This window comes from Salegentibacter lacus, assembly GCF_020164555.1.
In the GTDB taxonomy this organism is placed as follows: Bacteria; Bacteroidota; Bacteroidia; order Flavobacteriales; family Flavobacteriaceae; genus Salegentibacter; species Salegentibacter lacus.
The window spans coordinates 91,132-110,195 of the sequence record NZ_JAIQZB010000005.1 but is presented as its reverse complement, the minus strand read 5'-3'; the positions used below and the strand labels follow the sequence as shown (position 1 = coordinate 110,195).

Sequence of the window (19,064 nt, the reverse complement as noted above, 5' to 3'; positions counted from 1 at the left end):
GGTTATTCTGAAAGCAATTTAAGCAAATTTTAAGAAGAGTTTAGAAGTATAAAAAAGAAAAAGAGACTAAAATGCATTGCATTTTTAGTCTCTTTTTTAAAAACTAATTTAGGTGATTAATAACCTTCGTTTTGTTCTAAATTAGGGTTAGAAGTAATTGCAATAGATGGGATTGGGAAAAGGTTAACAAACTCACCTTTTGCCTCTTTAAATTCCCAGGCGGAGTTAAATTGACCGAATCGAATTAGATCCTGTCTTCTCCACATTTCATTATACAATTCTCTACCTCTTTCATCTAGCATATCCTGCTCGGTTAATGAACCTAAAGTAGAAGCCTGTCTTAGCTCTCTTAATTCATTAACCAATTCTAATGCTGACGCGTCAGAATTTCCACCTCGCATAATTGCCTCAGCTTTCATAAGGTGAGCATCGGCATATCTAAATAAAATAAAGTGACCTGTATAGGCGCCGTTTGAAGGATGATATTTTAAAACCCTTACTCCGGTTCTTTCATTATTACCTAATAGACCAGGCATTTCTTTAGTATAGAATAAAGGATTTCCTCCGCGATCCAAAGTTTCAGAACCATCAAGTTCATGTTGTTGGCCAAATAAGAATCCAAGTCCAATATCAGAACCATCTACGAATCCGTCATCATCGTCATCTTTTCTGCCTGCAAAATAACCTTCAGTTGCAGAAGTTGTTGTTCCTTCCAAAGGCACGTAACCTCTTCTTTCTTCCTGATTTGCGCCAAGGTGATTGTTATCTGCATCTCCTTCAAAAAGATCATAAAATTCAGATAGGGTAGCGAATCCATTCCATCCACCTCCGGTATTGTCAGGAGTAGTTTGGTTATAATGAAGTCCGTTCCAGATTTTAGAACCCACACCAGTTTCGGTAAAAAATACAGTTTCAGTATCTACTGCGGGTGTGAAAAGTTCAAAGAAACCACTTTGTAAACCAAAACCTTCATCGGCAATTGCATCTACGTGATTTATTACCTGATTCATATCTTCAGCAGCAGCGGTACCTGTACCCATATAAACGTGTTTGTTTATATACATTTTGGCCAATAGATAATGAGCGGCAGCTTTAGAAGCAAATTTAGCATCAGCACCTGGACCTGTACTTGGTAGATCTGGCATAGCTTCAGTTAAATCCTGCAAAATAAAATCGAAAGCTTCAGGTCTTGTCATAACACGAGGATTTACTGATGGTCCTTCATCTACTTCTCTAAAAGGAACCTGGCCATATAAATCCATTACCCAATACATGCTAAATGCACGCAGAAATTTTGCTTCTGCCAGTTGCTGAGGGTTAGCATTACTTTCTGGAGCAATAATTTCAGATAAATTAAATACGTTCCTGTTATTATTGTTCCAGGTATTAAGTACAAATTGGTGGTTTGCATCCCAGGTATGCTGGTGCAAAGTTCTCCAAAGCCCGTTATCACCCCAGTCAGTTCCTCTAGTAGGTACTAGCATTTCATCAGAAGTAACCTCTTGTAAAGCATATAGGTTTTCCTGGGTATCCAGTTGGCCTCGCAAATTGTTATAGTTATTCACCAGGGCAGAAGCAACATCGCCTACCCCCGAAAATCCTTCTCCCGTGTCTTCACGGAAGATAGAATCTGTTTCCTCGAGTTCCAGGTCTGTACAAGCTGAGATTCCCAGCAGTACTCCAAGAACAATCGTGGGCTTTATTAAATTAATTTTCATAATAATTTTTTTATTTAGAATGATACATTTACACCTAAGGTCACTGTTCGTGCTCTTGGATAAGTTGTGTATTCAATACCTGCGGTAGGAATACCATTTAAAGACTTATCAGTATTCACTTCAGGATCTAAACCAGTATAATCTGTGATAAGAAATAAATTTTGACCAGTTAAACTCAATCTTAATGAATTAAGGAAACTATCATCATTTATATCAAAATTATATCCTAAAGTTGCATTTTGCAGTCTTAGGAAATCTCCCTTTTCAAGAAAACGTGTAGAAACATCTGGAGCATTATTAGCTGCTTCTCCGTTTCCAATAACGTTTCTGGTCACGTTTGATCCTGAATTAAGAGCACCAGCTGTGAAGAAAGCGTTTTCAGTATTGTTATACACATAGAAGCCAAACTGACCTGTTAAGAAGGTAGAAAGGTCCCAGTTCTTATATTCAACTCTGGTAGAAATACCAAGGTTGGTTGTAGGTAAGGCACTTTTTCCAGTAAAGGTTTGAACATCACCATTGGGATAAATGGTTTGACCATTTTCATCAAATCCACCGAATTCACGTAAGTAGTAAGAGAATAAAGGATGTCCTCCTGCTAGGAGCTGAGCATAGGCATTGGTTAAGCCCTGGCCGTTAATTCCTCCGGTTTGAACGCTACCAGTGAAATCTTCAACCATGTTATCGTTATACGAGAAATTAAAACCTACATTCCAGTAAAACTCTTCTTGTCTAAACAAGTCGTAATCAAGACTAAACTCAACACCTTTATTAACTACTTTGGCATCAAGATTTTCCCAAACAAAATCTTGTGCTGCAGGTTGTGCAGAGAAGGTTTGGAAAAGAAGATCGGTAGTTTCTTTATAATACACGTCTATAGATCCACTTAAACGGTCTTCCATAAATCCAAAATCAAGACCTATGTTAGTTTGTGAAGTAGTCTCCCACTGAAGATCTTCATTTCTAAAAGTCACCTGACCAGTTCCAGGAATATTTACAATTCCGTTGTCACCTACTCCTACACCTCCAAATCTTTCACGAGAAGTATAAAGGTTGTATGGAATTTCCTGGTTACCGGTTACCCCGTAACCTAATCTAAGCTTTAAAGTTGAGAAGGTATCGGGTATAAAGTCTTCTTCGGCCATTTGCCATGCGAAAGCACCAGATGGGAAGAAACCATATTTATTGTTTCCGCCAAACCTGGTAGAACCATCTGCTCTTAAAGTTGCTGTGAATAAATATTTATCAGCAACACTATAATTTAATCTTCCAAAGAAAGACTGGAGTTCATCAACAGTGTAAAAAGTATCTCCCGCAAGAGCATTTACATTTACACCTAAAGGAGCAGCAGGTCTGTCTGTAGCGATTTCTGGGAATAATCTGTTTACGAAAAGACCTGTATTGTCTAATCCATATTGCTGATAAGAGCCCTGTATTGAATTTTCGACCGCTTCTCTACTGCTTTGTAAGTCATTAATTATGGCGTCCATACCCATATCCTGGAACCCCCAACCACTTACATTGGTACCTCTTTGGTCAAATTCCTGATAAGAATAACCAACCAAAGCATCAAACTTAGAGTTTTCAAATTCTTTATCGTAATTCAAAGTAAACTCCAGAAGTTTATTGGTGCTTTCAATCTCGTTTATTTGAGATCTACCGTTTCCGGGAACAGCGCTTTGAATACCCTGGATATCTCCGGAAATTGCAAAACCACGATAAGATTCAGCTTTGTCATAACCTACATTTACCTTAGCTGATAAATTTTCCAATACAGAATACTCGGCAGATAGGTTTAATATAAACCTGTCGGTTTCAGTTTGATCCTGAGTAAATCTTAATAAAGAAGTAGGAACAATTTGACCGGTAAAATCTTCTGGATCAGGGTCTGGATTTGAAGATAATGTTGGATTGGCTCTATAAGCTGCACCAAGTAAATCACCCTGGAAACCCGCATTGTTAGAAATTGGAGCTCTCTGGTCGTTAACTCTTGAGATAGCAGTTTGTAATCCCAGTTTTAATTTATCATCAAATAAACGATGATTGATATTTAACCTTCCGGAAAGTCTTTCCATTTCAGAATTTTCTATAATCCCCATCAGGTCAGAATATCCTAATGAAACTCTATAATTTCCCTGGTTATAAGAATCAGAATAAGAAAGGTTATGCTCTTGTGTAAAAGCAGTTCTTGTAATTTCATCCTGCCAGTCTGTATCACTACCAAAATCAGCAGCTTCTCGATCTCCTCCAATACCAGCGTAGGCATCAAGAAACTCTTCGCGACCAAGCAAATCATATCTATTTGCTGGTGTAGCAACTCCAAAGTTTGTACTATAATCTAAACGGCTTTGCATTCCTCTACCAGATTTGGTGGTAATAATAACCACTCCATTAGCACCACGAGAACCATAGATCGCAGTGGCAGAAGCATCTTTTAAAACACTCATGCTCTCAATATCCTGTGGGTTAAGAAAGTTAAGCGGGTTTTTAGGAGAGCTATCTCCAAAACCGGCGTTAGAACCACCGGCGGCTACGTTATCACCTGATAACGGCACTCCGTCTACTACAAACAAAGGATCATTTCCACCTCGTACAGAAGTTGTACCCCTTATTCTGATATTAACTCCGGCCCCAGGTTCACCACTAGTTGTAGTCACCTGTAGACCTGCAGTTCTACCCTGAATTAGTTCTTCTGGAGAAGCAACAACTCCACGGTTAAAATCTTCCGCAGAAACAGTTGCTACGGCACCCGTTGCATCCCGTTTTTGTACATTTCCATAACCAATAACTACAACCTCACTCAACGCAGCGGCATCCTCTGCCATTGTTGCATTAATTGTCGTTCTTCCGTTTACCGGAATTTCTTGTTGGGAATAGCCTACAAAGCTAAATACCAATACGCCATCAGAGGGAACATTGTCTAACGAATAATTTCCGTCAAAATCTGTTACCGTACCATTAGAGGTACCTTGAACAAAAATGTTCACTCCCGGTAAGGGCATTTCCCCATCGCTTACTGTTCCTGATACTGTTTCCTGTGCCTGGGTGAATCCGAAGCTGAAAATAGTAAATAGAAACAGACCGATTTTGAGTAATCTTTGTTTCATAAAATTAATTTTACAGTTGATTAATTAAACCATTAAGTTGAATATCTAAATTAGTGAAAATTTATGCTAAATATTAATATAGCTATAAACTCAAACGTTTGCGTATTTTCGAATATGAGGTAATTTAAGGCAAAATTTAGAATTAATAATTGATTATTTTTAAAATAATAAATCCTTAATACGATGTAAATAACTGATAAACAATATGATAAAAAATAAATGTATTTTTGACGTCTAATAATATTAGTATTTTGCCATTTTTGTTGATAAAATTTTAATATTTGCCTATTAATACGTCATTATTGGTAGTTTTTTGGGGGAAATTTTGACAGAAATTTCTTCTTTTTCTCCAATATATTCTCCATCGATTTGAAAAGCGACCGGTTTTTTGCAAAAAACCCGCGCATTTTTAACCGGAATAATTTCTACAAACTCTGGGTTTACCTCGGTCTCGTTCCTCAATGTTTTTAGAATTTCCAGGATATCAAAATTTTTGAATAAGAGGATCTCAAAAACACCATCATCTACTTTACCTTTTGGGTTTACATTGGCACCTGTACCGTATTTTTCAGCGTTGGCAAATGCAAGGAGAATTCCTTTTTTTGTAAAACTTTTATTTTCCAGTTGAATTTCAAATTCAAAAGGATATTTGCTCTCCCAAAGGGTGGGTATAGATTGAAGTAAATAACCCATTTTTCCCCTAATTTTTGAATGTTCGTAGTTTTTAATTAATTCTGCATTTAAACCAAGATCACTAATGTGTAAGCAGAGTTCTCCATTAATTTCCAGCATATCCATTTCCTTATGCTTATCGCCCAGTGCTATCTTTATTTGTTCATCTATATTATTTGGGATACCTAAATTAAGAATAAGCCCGTTGGCCGAACCTGCAGGAAAGATTGCTATAGGAATTGAAAAGTCTTTTATGGCTTCGGCTACCTGTTTAATGGTGCCATCCCCGCCGGCAATAAAAATCCTGTCAAAATTATTCTCACTCACGAGTTTTTTAATTTTATCCTGGTCATTTTCACCCGTTGTTCGGTAGGTTTTTAGCAGGGCATTAATCTTTAAAAGCTCATGTTCAACTCTTTGAATTATACTTTCTTTGTTAATATTTCCTGAAATAGGATTAACAATAAATAGCACCTTTTTTATTTCTTTCATATAGCTTCTAAAATCTGCTTAAATTTAATTATTTTGGAATAAGAAAAATTCAATAAAAATCTAAAATTTTGAAGTTAGACCTAAAACTTTATCGTGGTTATGTAAATAATCAGGAGCTTGTTGTATATGGACATTTATTTAAATCCTGGGCGCCAGATAAGTATAGGCTGGATAGAAAGGGAATTAAACATGCGGTAGCTATTATTCATATGTTTCGAATTAGCCCATTAAAAAACCGGGAAATCACCCTTAAGTTTCAAAATACCAAGGTTACAACCAAAACTTTGGATGATGGTTATTTTAGGTTTTCGATTCCTTTTTCCGAGGAATTAAAAAGTGGCTGGCACGAATATGAAGTCAGTTGTAATATCAAAGATTTTGGGATGATAGAGAAGGGGGAATTATTAAAACCGCATCCATCTAAATACGGGATAATTTCAGATATAGACGATACTTTTCTTATTTCTCATAGTAATAGCTTTTTTAAAAAGCTATATGTAATGCTTTCAAAAAACATCAACAAACGTAAGATCTTTGATGATGTGGTAGATCATTATAAAGAGTTAAGCCGGGCAGGGCAGGATTCAGATAAAGCTTCAAATTCCTTCTTCTATGTTTCCAGCAGTGAGTGGAATTTATATGAATTTATAAACGAATTTGCCAAGATGCACGAATTACCAAAAGCGGTAATTAAACTTAAAAAAATTAAAACGGGAATTTCAGACTTTCTTTCTACCGGCCGCGGAAGCCACGATCATAAATTCGAAAAAATAAAGGATATTATTTCATTCTATCCCCACATTCCTTATGTCCTTTTAGGAGACGATTCTCAAAAAGATGCCGATATTTATGAGCGTATTTGTAAAATCTTTCCAATGAGTGTAAAAGCGATTTATATAAGGCAAACAGGAAAAAAGCAGAAACCCGAAATTGCCAAAATTCTTAAAAACATAGAAAGTCTTGGGGTTAGCATTTGTTACTTTCAGCATAGTAATAAGGCCATAAAACATTCCCGGGAAGAGGGGATTATTTAATATTTTTGAACCTTATATTTGCTGAAATTTCACCCTTCCGGCAATATTAATAATCGCCGAATTTTAAGTCGAAAATTTATTTAATCTTAAATTCCATTCTTTGAACGTACAGGACTATATACAATCCAGGGCGCAGTTGCCCGCCAAAAGCATACAAAATACCATCGCTTTATTAGAAGCCGATGCTACAATTCCATTTATTTCCAGATATCGAAAGGAAGCTACGGGGAATTTAGATGAAGTTGCAGTAGAAAAAATTGCACTGCTTCTTAATTCTTTTAATGAGTTGGAAAAGCGAAAACTGGCGGTACTTAAAGCAATAAAAACGCAAAATGAGCTAACGGAAATTTTAGCTGAAAAAATTAAGAAAGCCACCACTTTAACTGAAGTTGAGGATCTTTATTTACCATTTAAAAAGAAAAGAAAGACCAAAGCTGATACTGCCCGGGAAGTAGGTTTAGAACCGCTTGCTAAAATTTTAATGGCACAAAATACGCCGAATATTGATCAGTCGGTAAAACAATTCCTTTCTCATAAGGTAAAAACCAAAGAAGAAGCTTTTACCGGAGCGGGCCATATTATTGCGGAATGGATTAATGAAAATACCTATGTAAGAAATTCCCTTAGAAGATTATATGCGAGAAAAGCGCAACTAACCACTAAATGGATAAAAACAGAAGAAGAGCATCCGGAAGCTTCAAAATTTACCCAGTTTGAAAAATGGGAAGAACCGCTTAAAAGAATTCCTTCGCATAGATTTTTAGCTATTCACCGTGCCGAAAAACTAGGAATAATCAAGCTGAAAATTGAAGTAGATAAATCTGAGGCTTTAAACTTAATTGAGAAAACAATAATTAAAAATCCGGGTTTTTCCGGTGTGAAATATCTGAAAGAAGCGATCGAAGATGCTTTTAAGCGATTGCTGAAAAAATCTTTCGCAACCGAATTCTCAAATGAAGCAAAGGAAAAAGCTGATGAGGATGCGATAGCGGTATTTGCTTCAAACCTGGAGCAATTGCTCATGGAAGCTCCTTTGGGAAGCAAACGTATTCTTGCATTGGATCCTGGCTTTAAATCGGGTTGTAAACTGGTTTGTTTAGATGAGCAGGGAAATTTATTACACAACGAAGCCATTTTCCCACACCCACCGCAGAAGAAAACAGATGCAGCTTCAGCTAAAATTAAAAGCCTTGTAAATGCCTATAAAATTGAAGCAATTGCGATAGGGAATGGCACCGCTGCCAGGGAAACCGAGCAGTTTATTAAAAATGTGTATTTACCGAAAGAAGTATCGGTTTTTACGGTGAATGAAGCCGGAGCTTCGGTGTATTCAGCTTCTAAGATTGCCAGGGACGAATTTCCTAATTATGATGTAACGGTTCGCGGAGCGGTTTCTATTGGTAGAAGGTTAAGCGATCCGCTGGCAGAACTGGTGAAAATAGATCCGAAATCAATAGGAGTGGGGCAGTACCAACACGAAGTAGATCAAACTAAATTAAAGGAAAAGTTGGATGTGGTGGTGATGCGCTGTGTAAATAAAATCGGGGTGAACCTAAATACTGCTAGTAAGGAATTGCTGTCTTATGTTTCGGGAATTGGCCCTGGACTGGCACAAAATATTCTGGATTATAGAAAGGAAAATAAAAGATTTGCAAGCCGAAAAGAATTACTAAAAGTGCCTCGCCTGGGAGAAAAAGCCTTTGAACAGTCTGCCGGATTCCTAAGAATTAGAAATGCTAAAAATCCCTTAGATAATTCTGCGGTTCATCCTGAAAGTTACTTTGTGGTAGAAAAAATGGCGAAAAACAATACTTTAAAACCCGAGGAACTAATTGGAAATACGGAAGTTCTTGAAAAAATAAAACCTGAAGATTATATTTCAGGAAACCTCGGTCTACCAAGTTTAAAGGATATTTTAGAGGAATTGAAAAAACCGGGTGCAGATCCCCGGGCAAAGAAAAAACCATTTAGTTTTGATCCTTCAGTAAAAAGCATCGGAGATCTAAAACCAGGTATGAAACTTCCCGGAATTGTAAATAACATCACCAATTTTGGTTGTTTTGTAGATATAGGGATTAAAGAAAGCGGCCTTATCCACATTTCTAAACTTGCTAATGAATTTATTAGTGATGTAAATTCTGTAGTAAAATTAAATCAGGAACTGGAAGTAACTGTGCTTTCAGTAGATGAAGAAAAAAAGCGGGTCCAACTTTCTTTAATAGATTAATCATTTAATAGGTCTTTAAGACGATCCCAGGCTTTATCGTGAGCTTCTTTATTTGCTTCTTCTGCATCGGGTTGGTGACCGCTGCGCATAAAAGCGTGGCCGGCTCCTTCGTAAATTTCATATTTGTAAGTTTTCCCGGTTTCTTCCATCATTTTTGCGCTGGCTTCAATCGTAGAATTCACTCTATTGTCATCCCCACCATAATAACCATAAACAGGGGCAGAAATATTAGCGATGGCTTCAGCATCTTCAGGACCTGTTCCGTAAAAGACGTGGGCAGAAGAGATTTCATCATTATTAGTAGCATACCTGAAAGTTTGCGAACCACCCCAGCAGAAGCCAACTACGGCAACCTCTCCCGAAGAAGCTGAATCTTCTTTAATGTAATTAAAAGCCGCATCAAGATCGGCAGTAACCTGGCCGGGATCTAAGGCGTAAATGGCGTCCCTGGCAGCATCGGAATTTTCAAAATCGGTAGTGCGGCGTTTTCCCTGTGTATTTGAAATCAAATCTGGTGCGATCACCAAATAACCCGCTTCGGCTAATTTATCGGCAAACAATCTCGCCCAGTCATTTAAACCACGATTTTCGTGAATTACGATCATAGATTTTGTAGCCTCACTAGATTCAGGATAGGCTACAAATGCCTGAAAATCCCTGTCACCGTGTGATAAAGTAACCCATTCGTGATGTCTTGGAGAATCAGAAAGTTCTTCGGCTTCAGTTTTTTGAGTCATTGTAGTATCGGACTTAACTTTGCCCTCTTCTATATTTTGGTCTTTTTTATCGTTTTTATTTCCGCAGGAAATAAGGCAAAACGTAAAGAAAAAAATGGCTAGTACGTGGTTAAAATATTTCATAGTTATAAAAATTTAATTGAAGATTCTTTCAATTTTCTAACGGAAGACTCCGGAAGGAAAAACCACTACACTTTCGTGGCCATCTTTCCCAACGGCTGCAACACCAAAAAAGAAGTTATCTATAACAATTCCGTCAAGGGTGAAGTCATTAACATCACCTACAAAGCGAGAGTATTGCCATTGTGCCTCAGTAGTTTCTCTCCAGTAAATTTTATAACCGGCAATATCGCCTTCCACTTTATCCCATCTTAATTTAGCTGAAGGCTCTACAATTCCTCCAATTTCAACATTTTTAGGTGCCGGTGGCGCCCAGGCCAGGCTGGCCATATTTATTGCATTTACAGCAGTAAGTTTTTTTGCATAATTGAAATTTACACCTTCTACTACATCACCATACTCAATACCATTTTCGGTCCTGATATCCTGATGCTGGCGGTTATAATTTTCGTGTGCTTCCATAATCCTGATTCCTGCGAAACCAAGATCATTAAACGGCCGATGGTGACCACCGCGACCAAAACGGTCTAAACGATAGATCATCATCGGGTTCATTTCCGGCATATAGGTTTCGGTAGTATTATGGACATAACGGGCCAGCTGACGAGAAATCCCATCTACTTCTCCGCCATAAAACCGGCGCATAGTTCTTTCTCTTTCAGTTTCATTTGGAGGAACGGGTTCCGAAAATATTCTAAAGGTGCGGTTGTCTATCACTCCATCAACACCCTCAATATTCCCAATCATATCGTTGTTTAAAACCCCAATGATCTCCCAGTTATTTTCTTTAGCATATTCTGCAAGTCCTTTACCACCAAACAATCCCTGTTCCTCACCGGAAAGTCCAACGTACACAACACTGCTTTCAAATTGGTAGTTCGATAGAACCCTTGCGGCTTCTATGGCACCGGCCATTCCGCTGGCATTATCGTTAGCTCCGGGAGCATCGGTTTCAAAATCCATAGTATTACTGGCGCGGGAATCTATATCGCCGCTCATAATAATGTAACGATTTGGATATTTGGTGCCTTTTTGAACGGCAACAACATTCACCACCCAGGCATCGTGTGGAATGCGTTCGCCATCTTCTGTGGTTACAAAATCTTTCTGATAAAAAACATCAAGACAATTATCGCAGTTGTCAGATATATTGTCGAATTCAGATTTTATCCACCTTCTGGCTGCGCCAATTCCGCGAGTATCAGATACTGTGTCGCTAAAAGTGTTCCTGGTACCAAAACCGGCAAGCTTTCTAATATCGCTCTCGATCCTATCTGCTGAAACGCTATCAATAATTTCGTAGATACGCTGGTCTGTTTGGGCATTTGTTTGTTGAAAAATTAATCCTGAAAAAAGGAGTAGGGCAAGAGTGTGTATATTCTTAATCATATAAATGTATGGTTTAAGCTTCTAAAATACCCAAACTTTACGTGATATCACAATTTAATAAGGTATTGGTAAATTGTAAAACAAAAAATCCCGGCTATTTGGCCGGGACTCTAAATCACATTCTAATAAATTAGAATTTAGCTTGCTTTCATATCATGAATTTCAGCTTTTGCTTCATTTGCTTTTTGTTCAGCTTTTGAAAGGCTAGCTTTAGTTTTATTCTTTAATGCATCAACTTTATGGCTTAAAGAGTCAGAAAATTCGTTGAATTTTCCTTTTGTTCCTTGTATAGCTTCGTTGCTTGAATCTGAGATCGCCTTTCTAGTATCTGCACCTTTTTTAGGAGCAAATAATAATCCTAATGCCGCTCCTGCAGCTGCTCCTGATATTAATCCTAATAACATTTTTCCTGATTTCATCGATCTAAGTTTTTGAGTTTTGGTTCGTAATATTGTTCGATGTAAAATTAGATCATAATCAGTCAGATACCATATTTTGCAAGTTAAGTTATGCATAAACTTTGTTAGAAAATGTCAAGAATTTTAACACTTTCACGCCTTATGAATAATCAGCGAACTTTTTGAGTATATCTCTTACTTTAGAAGTGTCTTCTACGTAGTAACGTGCACTGGTTTTTTTCATTCCAACTTTAATCGTGAAGGAATCTTCCGGAAGCTCTTCAAACATATATTCATCGGTCCAATCGTCCCCAATAGCGAAAATAAAATCGTAATTTTTACCTACCAGTTTCTTATTAGATGCCTTTCCTTTATTTACGCCGCTACTTTTTATTTCCAATACTTTATTTCCTTCTAAAACGCTAAGTCCGCGGTTAGAGATCAATTCTTTTAAAACATTAGAAAGCTCGTTAGCTCTTATTTCTCCAAGTTCCGGATCGGCCTTTCTATAATGCCAGGCCAGGGAATAGTTCTTGTCTTCTATAAACGTACCGGGAGTTCTATCTACGAAGGTTTCAATTACAGGGCGCACCGCGCTCATCCAGTCGTTATTTACATTTTCTGAAAGTTCCCATTCACTATTTTTCTGGCGCATCCAAACCCCGTGTTCAGAAATAAGTTCCACAGGAATTTGCTTCCACCAGGTACCGAGCGTGTCTTTATCCCTGCCGCTAATCAACACTACATCTGTATTCTCAGACTGATTTAATTTATGAACCAGATCTATTAATTCCTGGTCTGGTTTTGCTTTTTCGGGTTTATCTGTAAAGTTTACAAGCGTGCCGTCGTAGTCCAGGAACAGAATCCTGTTCTTCGCATTTTTAAATTTGTCCAGAATATCATCTGAAACCTTGGAAGAAACCCTGGTCGCTTTAAAAGCATCACGACCCTGGCTGGTATCTTTTAATGCTTGCATAAAATCGTTAGCCCATTTTTCGACACTGTAGCGCTTTAATCTTTTTTGAAGTGTTTTGTTTCGTTGTTGTTGCTCTTCTTCTGGCATTTCTATGGCCTGGATCAATGCTTCTGAGATTTGCTCGAAATTATTCGGGTTGATAATTAAAGCTTCATTCATTTCGTGTGCTGCTCCGGCCATTTCACTTAAAATAAGTACTCCGGTTTGATTTATTCTGGTTGCTACGAATTCTTTGGCAACCAGGTTCATCCCGTCCCTAATTGGTGTTAGCAAGGCGATATCGCAACTTGTATAAAGGTCAATTAGGTTTTCAAAAGGCATAGAGCGGTAAAAATACCAGATAGGCGTCCAGCTTACGGTAGAGAACTTACCGTTTATTCTTCCTACCAATTCATCTATTTCCCTTTTTAATCGTTGATACTGCGGAACGTTAGATCTTGATGGTACGGCAAGCATCACCAATCTTACTTTTTCAATAAATTCTGGATGGTTATCAAGAAAATATTCAAAAGCACGAATTCGGTTGGCGATTCCTTTAGTATAATCTAAACGGTCTATGCTTAATATAAGTTTCGCTTCAGGCGTTTCATTCGAATGGTGATCAAGCCTGCGCTGTAATTCGGTACGCTGTTCTTCGGTATTTTTAAAATGATTTTGAGCGGCATCTTCAAACTTAGTGTAATCTATTCCCATTGGGAAAGAATCTACTTTTACAATTCGCTCCGGAAGGGTGATTTCATTAAAATTCACCTGGTGACGTAAAATACGACTCACAGAACTTAAAAAGTGTCTTTCATAATCGTATGTGTGGAAACCAATTAGATCGGCTCCAAGCACTCCTTTTAAAACTTCATCACGCCAGGGTAGGGTTCTAAAAACTTCGTAAGATGGAAAAGGTATGTGATTAAAGAAACCAATAATTGCTTCTGGTTGTTGTTCCCTAATCATATTTGGAACTAAAAGCAGCTGATAATCGTGCACCCAAATATGATCTCCATCTTCATAATGTTTCAGGACTTCATCGGCATATTTTTTATTTACACTTTTATAGGTTTCCCAGTGATCTTTATCGGCTTCGGTATATTCCATAAAATAATGGAAAAGCGGCCAGATAGTACGATTACTGAATCCATAATAAAATCCTTCAATTTCTTCTTCGCTAAGATTTACAGCAACACAATCTTCTTTTCGGGCCTTTTCTTTAACATCTTCCAAAAGATTTTCAGGAATTTCCTCTTCGGTAAGTCCGCTCCAACCAATCCAGATACTATCACCATCCTTATGGAATGATTTTAAGCCAGTTGCGAGCCCGCCTACACTTGGTGTGACTTCCAGATTATTGTTTTCTAAGCTAATTTGTAATGGTAAACGGTTGGAAATTATTATTGTCTTACTCATAATTATATGTGAATGCTGTTGTTGCGAAATTGATTTTTATTAAATTTCCGAAAATCATTTTACACGACAAGCCTTTTTAAAGAATTTTAAGAGTATATGGATAATTTAGATTACGGAATTATAGGGAATTGCAAGAGTGCTGCGTTAATTTCAAAAACAGGTTCGCTGGAATGGTGTTGCTTGCCAAATTTTAATTCGGCAGCTGTTTTTGCAAAACTTCTGGATGAAAAACGCGGAGGAAGTTTTGAATTTATTTTAGACGATTCCTATAAAATTACCCAGGAATATCTTTGGGAAACCAATATTTTAAATACCCTGTTTGATGATGGTGAAAATTCATTCCAGGTTATAGATTTTATGCCACGGTACGAACGGGAAGATAGTACGTACTACGCTCCGCCAGATGTAATTAGATTTATAAGATTAATTAGTGGGAAGCCTAAATTTAAGGTGAAATACGATCCTCGTTTAGATTTTGCAAGGGAAAAAACATATAGTGAACATAAAGGGAATTACATAAAGAGTTTTACAAACGAAGGTAAATACGATTCGCTTTTTCTCTACTCCAGTTTAGACCTAAATGACGTTTTAGAGCAAAATGAAATTGAATTAACCGGAAACGCATATTTTCTGCTCGGTTATCACGAAAAGCTCATTACTCAATCTTTAGATCGTTCTTATTTAAAATTTCAACGTACCAAGACGTATTGGATGAATTGGAGCGCGAAAACTACCCGTTATACCCATTATGAAAAGGAAATAATGCGTAGCGCCCTGGTTTTAAAATGTCTTAGTTACAAGAAATCGGGCGCAGTTTTAGCAGCGGCAACCACCTCTTTGCCTGAAACTATTGGAGAAGAACGTAACTGGGATTATCGTTTTTGCTGGATTCGCGATGCTTCTATGGTAATTAAAGTAATGGCAGGGCTTGGCCATATAAAATCTGCTAAAGATTTTCTTCAATTTATTATTGATATAATCCCTGATAAAGATGAGAAAATCCAGATTATGTACGGTATTAATGGTGAAAAAGAACTCACCGAGCATATTTTAGACCATTTATCAGGGTATAAAGGTTCCCATCCCGTGAGAACCGGAAATGCCGCGTATATCCAAAAGCAAAACGATATCTATGGAATTTTGATGGAGGTGATCTATCAGCAATTCAATCAGTTTGAAACTTCTTTGGAAAATTCTGAAGAACTTTGGACAGTAGTGCGCGGAATTGTAAAAATCGTAGAAGAAAACTGGCAAAAACCAGATAAGGGAATTTGGGAATTGCGTACTGAAGATCGACATTTTGTATTTTCAAAGCTCTTATGTTGGGTAGCCATAGACCGTGCAATAAAGATTGGTGAAGTTTTGAGAATGGGTATTAATGATACGCACTGGAAATCTTTACGTGCCGAAATTTATAACGATATCTATAAAAATGGCTGGAACGAAGAAGTTCAGGCTTATACCCAGTATTACGGTTCTAAAGATTTAGACGCTTCAACTTTATTAATGGAGCAATATGGATTTATTGAGGCTAAAGATCCGAGGTTTGTGAGCACCGTTCAGGCAACTGAAAGAGAATTGTGCAAAGACGGATTAATGTATCGTTATAAGAATAAGGATGATTTTGGTGAACCAACTTCTTCTTTTACTATTTGTACGTTTTGGTTAATCGATAGTCTTTTCAAAATAGGGGAGAAGAAGAAGGCAAAACAAATGTTCGACCAGCTGCTTTCTTACAGCAATCACTTAGGCTTGTTTAGCGAGGATATAGATTTTGAAACCAAAAGATTGCTGGGTAATTTCCCGCAGGCTTATTCTCATTTAGCGTTAATAGAAACCGCAGCTAATTTTAGTTTAGGAACAACCTCTGAAGAGACCTGGCTTAGCGAGTTTTAAACTTTAGGTTGCTTATCATCTTCCTTATTGATTACTACGCGACTTTTAGGGAGACTCTCCGGATAATTCTCTTTGAGAAAGTCTATGAGTTTCTCCCTAATAAATACGCGTAAATCAAATGCTGTAGGGGAATCTTTAGCACTTACCAAAATCCTTATTTCCATAGACCGGTCGGTAGCATCTGTCACCTGGACTACTTTGGCCTGTTTATCCCAAAGAGGCGTGATTTCAAGCAACCTATCCAGTTCTTCCCTAATTTTATCTACCGGTACAGTATAATCGGTATAGAGAAATACGGTGCCCAAAAGGTCGGAAGAGTTTTTAGTCCAGTTTTGAAAAGGGGTTTCTATAAAATAGGTAGAAGGCACTACCAGCCTTCTTTTGTCCCATATTTTTATCACTACATAAGTGAGCGTAATTTCCTCAATCCAACCCCATTCGCCTTCCACGATCACTGCATCCTGTAATCTTATGGGTTGTGTAAAAGCAATTTGAATTCCCGCCAATAAAGTTCCAATAGCTTTTTGTGCTGAAAACCCTATAATAATCCCCGCAATTCCAGCAGAAGTTAAAACACTAACTCCAACAGCACGTATGCTTTCAAAACTCATTAATGCAATTCCTATAGCCAAAATCACAATGATGAAAATGATAATATTTTCCAGAATATTGAACTGAGTGTAAATTTTTCTAGCCTTTAAATTATCAGAAGTATTTACGTCATACCGCTTCAACATTCGGTTTTTAAGGATTTTTAGTGTGAGAATAATTAGCCAGGTGACACTAAGAATTATTCCTAGGGTACTAATTGGTTGAAGAATTTCGTAAGTGTATTCAAACTGAAAGATTTTGCTTAGCAATGCAACTTTCAGAATTAAAGCAGCAAGAAAAATTAATAATGGAATCCAAACTCTTTGTGCAAAATTTACCGGTAAGATGTTTTTTGGATCTTTTCCTATTTTCTTAAGTATATAAAAAGCGATGAAGAAACATACTAGAAGGATAATTATACCAACGAGAATATATCTTAACATTAAAGGGTCTGAGGTCATAAACAATTTATTTATCTGGCTTTTGCGAATTTTCGGCCTTAAAGTGAGGTTCTTTCAGTTCTACTCTTGATCGAGTGAGGTAGATACCTTCTTCAAGCTCCTTAATGTAGGCGACCATTTGCTCCCTTAATTTACAATGAAGCTCCCAAGCAATAACGCCGGTACGGGCACTACAAATAGCCCTTAATTTCAAGGATTTTTCGGTCATTTCTGTAACCTGCAGCATTGGTGGATGTTCCTCATCCCATTCTTCAGAATTTTCAAGCAATTCTTTAAATTTCCCCCTCAGTTTATCTACATCTACTCTATAATCTACATAAAGTTCAATTTCATTTATAGAATGAGGACTCGTGATAGAAAGATTCTCAAAAGTTTCAGAAATCACAGTTTTTAAAGGGACAATTAGCCTTCTAAGATCCCAGGTTCTTACAATCATATAAGTAAAGCGAATATCTTCAACATAACCCCAACGATCATCAATAATAACCGTATCGCCAATTCTCGCAGGTTTTGTTAGTGCAATCTGGACTCCTGCAATGATGTTACCCAAAGTGCTTTGGGCAGCTATACCTAAAATTATGGTAGCCAGACCTGCGGAAGCCAACATGGAAACCCCTAATTTTTCTAAAGATCTGAATTGAGAAAAGATAATTGATGTACCTACAATCACAACGGTAAATGTTAAGATTCTTCTTGCAACCGATAAATATGTGAAAAGCTGCCGGGATTCTTGGCTGTTTTCTGAAGTAACATCACCAATCTTATTCTCTGCAACATAGCGCATAGAAAAATCCAGAATGCGCATAAAAAACCAAGTTCCTGAAGCAATAACAATTGCCAGTAAGAGCGCATAAACTGTACTTGAAAAAGCACCTGAATAAGAAATGAGATTGTTAAGCGAGATATAGAAAAATAAAACTCCAGTAGCCATAGCTGCAGGAACGCCCAATCTCTTAGATAGCGCTAAAATAATTGGCTTGTCAAATGATTTAGCAATTTTCCTGATTAACAGAATTACCACTCTTCCCAGTAGGTAGGAAACGATTAATAGCAAAATAGTTAAGACTGGTTTCCACAGTGGTACAGTGCCAATTTTCGCTTGGGACCAGGTGGGCATATGCCGGTCTAAAAATGTTGGGCCGTAAATTTGATAAAGCTCTTCGGTATTTTCGACGGTGTTTGCAGAGATTAACCAAAAAGCTCCATAATCTCGATATTTTACTCGTTGTAGTCTAAAAATTATATCCCGGTCATCTATACGTGTTTCGCCAAAAACCACGCTTCTTCTAGGCTCTCCTGCTACCGCCTGATTGGTGGTGGTTCTAATATCTACCTGCCCATCGGGTCTGTCCGGTAAACCGTGCCAATCTATTGCTACTCGTTGATCCATCACGAAATAAAGTTTTTGAGCCATATCAATTGCCTCTTTCTCGGTTATAGAGTTGGGCATTAGGTTGAGGTTTAAAGCATAGGCAGCATCTTTAAAATTTTTATTTCTGCAACTAATTACAAAATGCTCCAAAGTAGCTTGCGGAGTTTGTAAATTAAATTTATTTGGCGGGAACCCTAATGGATTATTTAATCTGGTTAATGAATAATAAGCTTTATTATAATCTTCCAAACTATTAGGCAGATAGCTAGATTGAGTAGTATCAGTTATTTTTTCTGCGGAAGGCAGCTCATCTTCAGTGCTTGTAGAATCTTGCTGATATGCAAAAACTGAAACTTGTATCATAAAGACACTTAAAGAGCTAAACAATAGCAATCTCATTTGGTTGTTCATACCTAATTATTGAAGTCTTTTCTAAAATTTTTGATTGGAATAACTTTAAAATTAAGGAATAAAAA

At 37.3% G+C, this 19,064-nt stretch carries 12 protein-coding genes; 3 read left to right on the top strand and 9 right to left on the bottom strand.

What is annotated here, in order from left to right; translation table 11 throughout:
- Positions 1 to 116 precede the first annotated feature (116 nt).
- The 3 genes from LB465_RS05265 to LB465_RS05255 all read right to left on the bottom strand — a co-directional run bounded on the left by LB465_RS05265 (position 117) and on the right by LB465_RS05255 (position 5,989).
- Entirely contained in the window at positions 117 to 1,718 is a 1,602-nt protein-coding gene (locus LB465_RS05265) for a RagB/SusD family nutrient uptake outer membrane protein (RefSeq protein ID WP_224467835.1), read from the bottom strand.
- 14 nt (positions 1,719 to 1,732) lie between these two features.
- Positions 1,733 to 4,825, bottom strand: coding sequence for a SusC/RagA family TonB-linked outer membrane protein (locus LB465_RS05260; protein WP_224467833.1), 3,093 nt, complete (start codon positions 4,823 to 4,825; stop codon positions 1,733 to 1,735).
- A gap of 288 nt (positions 4,826 to 5,113) precedes the next feature.
- A complete protein-coding gene (locus tag LB465_RS05255; protein WP_224467831.1) occupies positions 5,114 to 5,989 on the bottom strand; it encodes a diacylglycerol/lipid kinase family protein in 876 nt (291 codons plus the stop codon).
- 68 nt (positions 5,990 to 6,057) lie between these two features.
- Between LB465_RS05255 and LB465_RS05250 the strand changes: the two genes are divergently transcribed.
- Both LB465_RS05250 and LB465_RS05245 read left to right on the top strand, forming a co-directional pair.
- A complete protein-coding gene (locus LB465_RS05250; RefSeq protein WP_224467829.1) occupies positions 6,058 to 7,023 on the top strand; it encodes an App1 family protein in 966 nt (321 codons plus the stop codon).
- A gap of 100 nt (positions 7,024 to 7,123) precedes the next feature.
- Positions 7,124 to 9,250, top strand: coding sequence for a Tex family protein (locus tag LB465_RS05245; protein WP_224467827.1), 2,127 nt, complete (start codon positions 7,124 to 7,126; stop codon positions 9,248 to 9,250).
- Here LB465_RS05245 and LB465_RS05240 read toward each other — a convergent pair.
- The 4 genes from LB465_RS05240 to LB465_RS05225 all read right to left on the bottom strand — a co-directional run bounded on the left by LB465_RS05240 (position 9,247) and on the right by LB465_RS05225 (position 14,268).
- Positions 9,247 to 10,110, bottom strand: coding sequence for a dienelactone hydrolase family protein (locus LB465_RS05240; RefSeq protein ID WP_224467824.1), 864 nt, complete (start codon positions 10,108 to 10,110; stop codon positions 9,247 to 9,249). The genes LB465_RS05245 and LB465_RS05240 overlap by 4 nt on opposite strands.
- A 36-nt stretch (positions 10,111 to 10,146) precedes the next feature.
- A complete protein-coding gene (locus LB465_RS05235; protein ID WP_224467822.1) occupies positions 10,147 to 11,496 on the bottom strand; it encodes a M28 family metallopeptidase in 1,350 nt (449 codons plus the stop codon).
- 137 nt (positions 11,497 to 11,633) lie between these two features.
- Positions 11,634 to 11,915: a YtxH domain-containing protein gene (locus tag LB465_RS05230; protein ID WP_224467820.1), complete on the bottom strand. Its 282-nt coding sequence runs from the start codon at positions 11,913 to 11,915 to the stop codon at positions 11,634 to 11,636.
- Positions 11,916 to 12,054: 139 nt separating this feature from the next.
- Positions 12,055 to 14,268 (bottom strand): bifunctional alpha,alpha-trehalose-phosphate synthase (UDP-forming)/trehalose-phosphatase, encoded by a 2,214-nt coding sequence (locus tag LB465_RS05225; RefSeq protein WP_224467817.1) that lies wholly within the window; start codon positions 14,266 to 14,268, stop codon positions 12,055 to 12,057.
- A 96-nt stretch (positions 14,269 to 14,364) separates the two neighbouring features.
- On the opposite strand from LB465_RS05225, the gene LB465_RS05220 reads away from it, so the two are divergent.
- On the top strand, positions 14,365 to 16,164 hold the full coding sequence (locus LB465_RS05220) for a glycoside hydrolase family 15 protein (protein ID WP_224467815.1): 1,800 nt from the start codon (positions 14,365 to 14,367) through the stop codon (positions 16,162 to 16,164).
- Here the strand turns inward: LB465_RS05220 and LB465_RS05215 are convergent.
- Together LB465_RS05215 and LB465_RS05210 are read right to left on the bottom strand one after the other, a co-directional pair.
- Positions 16,161 to 17,216 carry a mechanosensitive ion channel family protein gene (locus tag LB465_RS05215; RefSeq protein ID WP_224467813.1) on the bottom strand — a complete coding sequence of 352 codons (1,056 nt, stop codon included), beginning with the start codon at positions 17,214 to 17,216 and terminating at the stop codon, positions 16,161 to 16,163. The two genes, LB465_RS05220 and LB465_RS05215, sit on opposite strands and share 4 nt — an antisense overlap.
- Positions 17,217 to 17,223: 7 nt before the next feature.
- Entirely contained in the window at positions 17,224 to 18,951 is a 1,728-nt protein-coding gene (locus LB465_RS05210; RefSeq protein WP_224467810.1) for a mechanosensitive ion channel family protein, read from the bottom strand.
- Positions 18,952 to 19,064 lie beyond the last annotated feature (113 nt).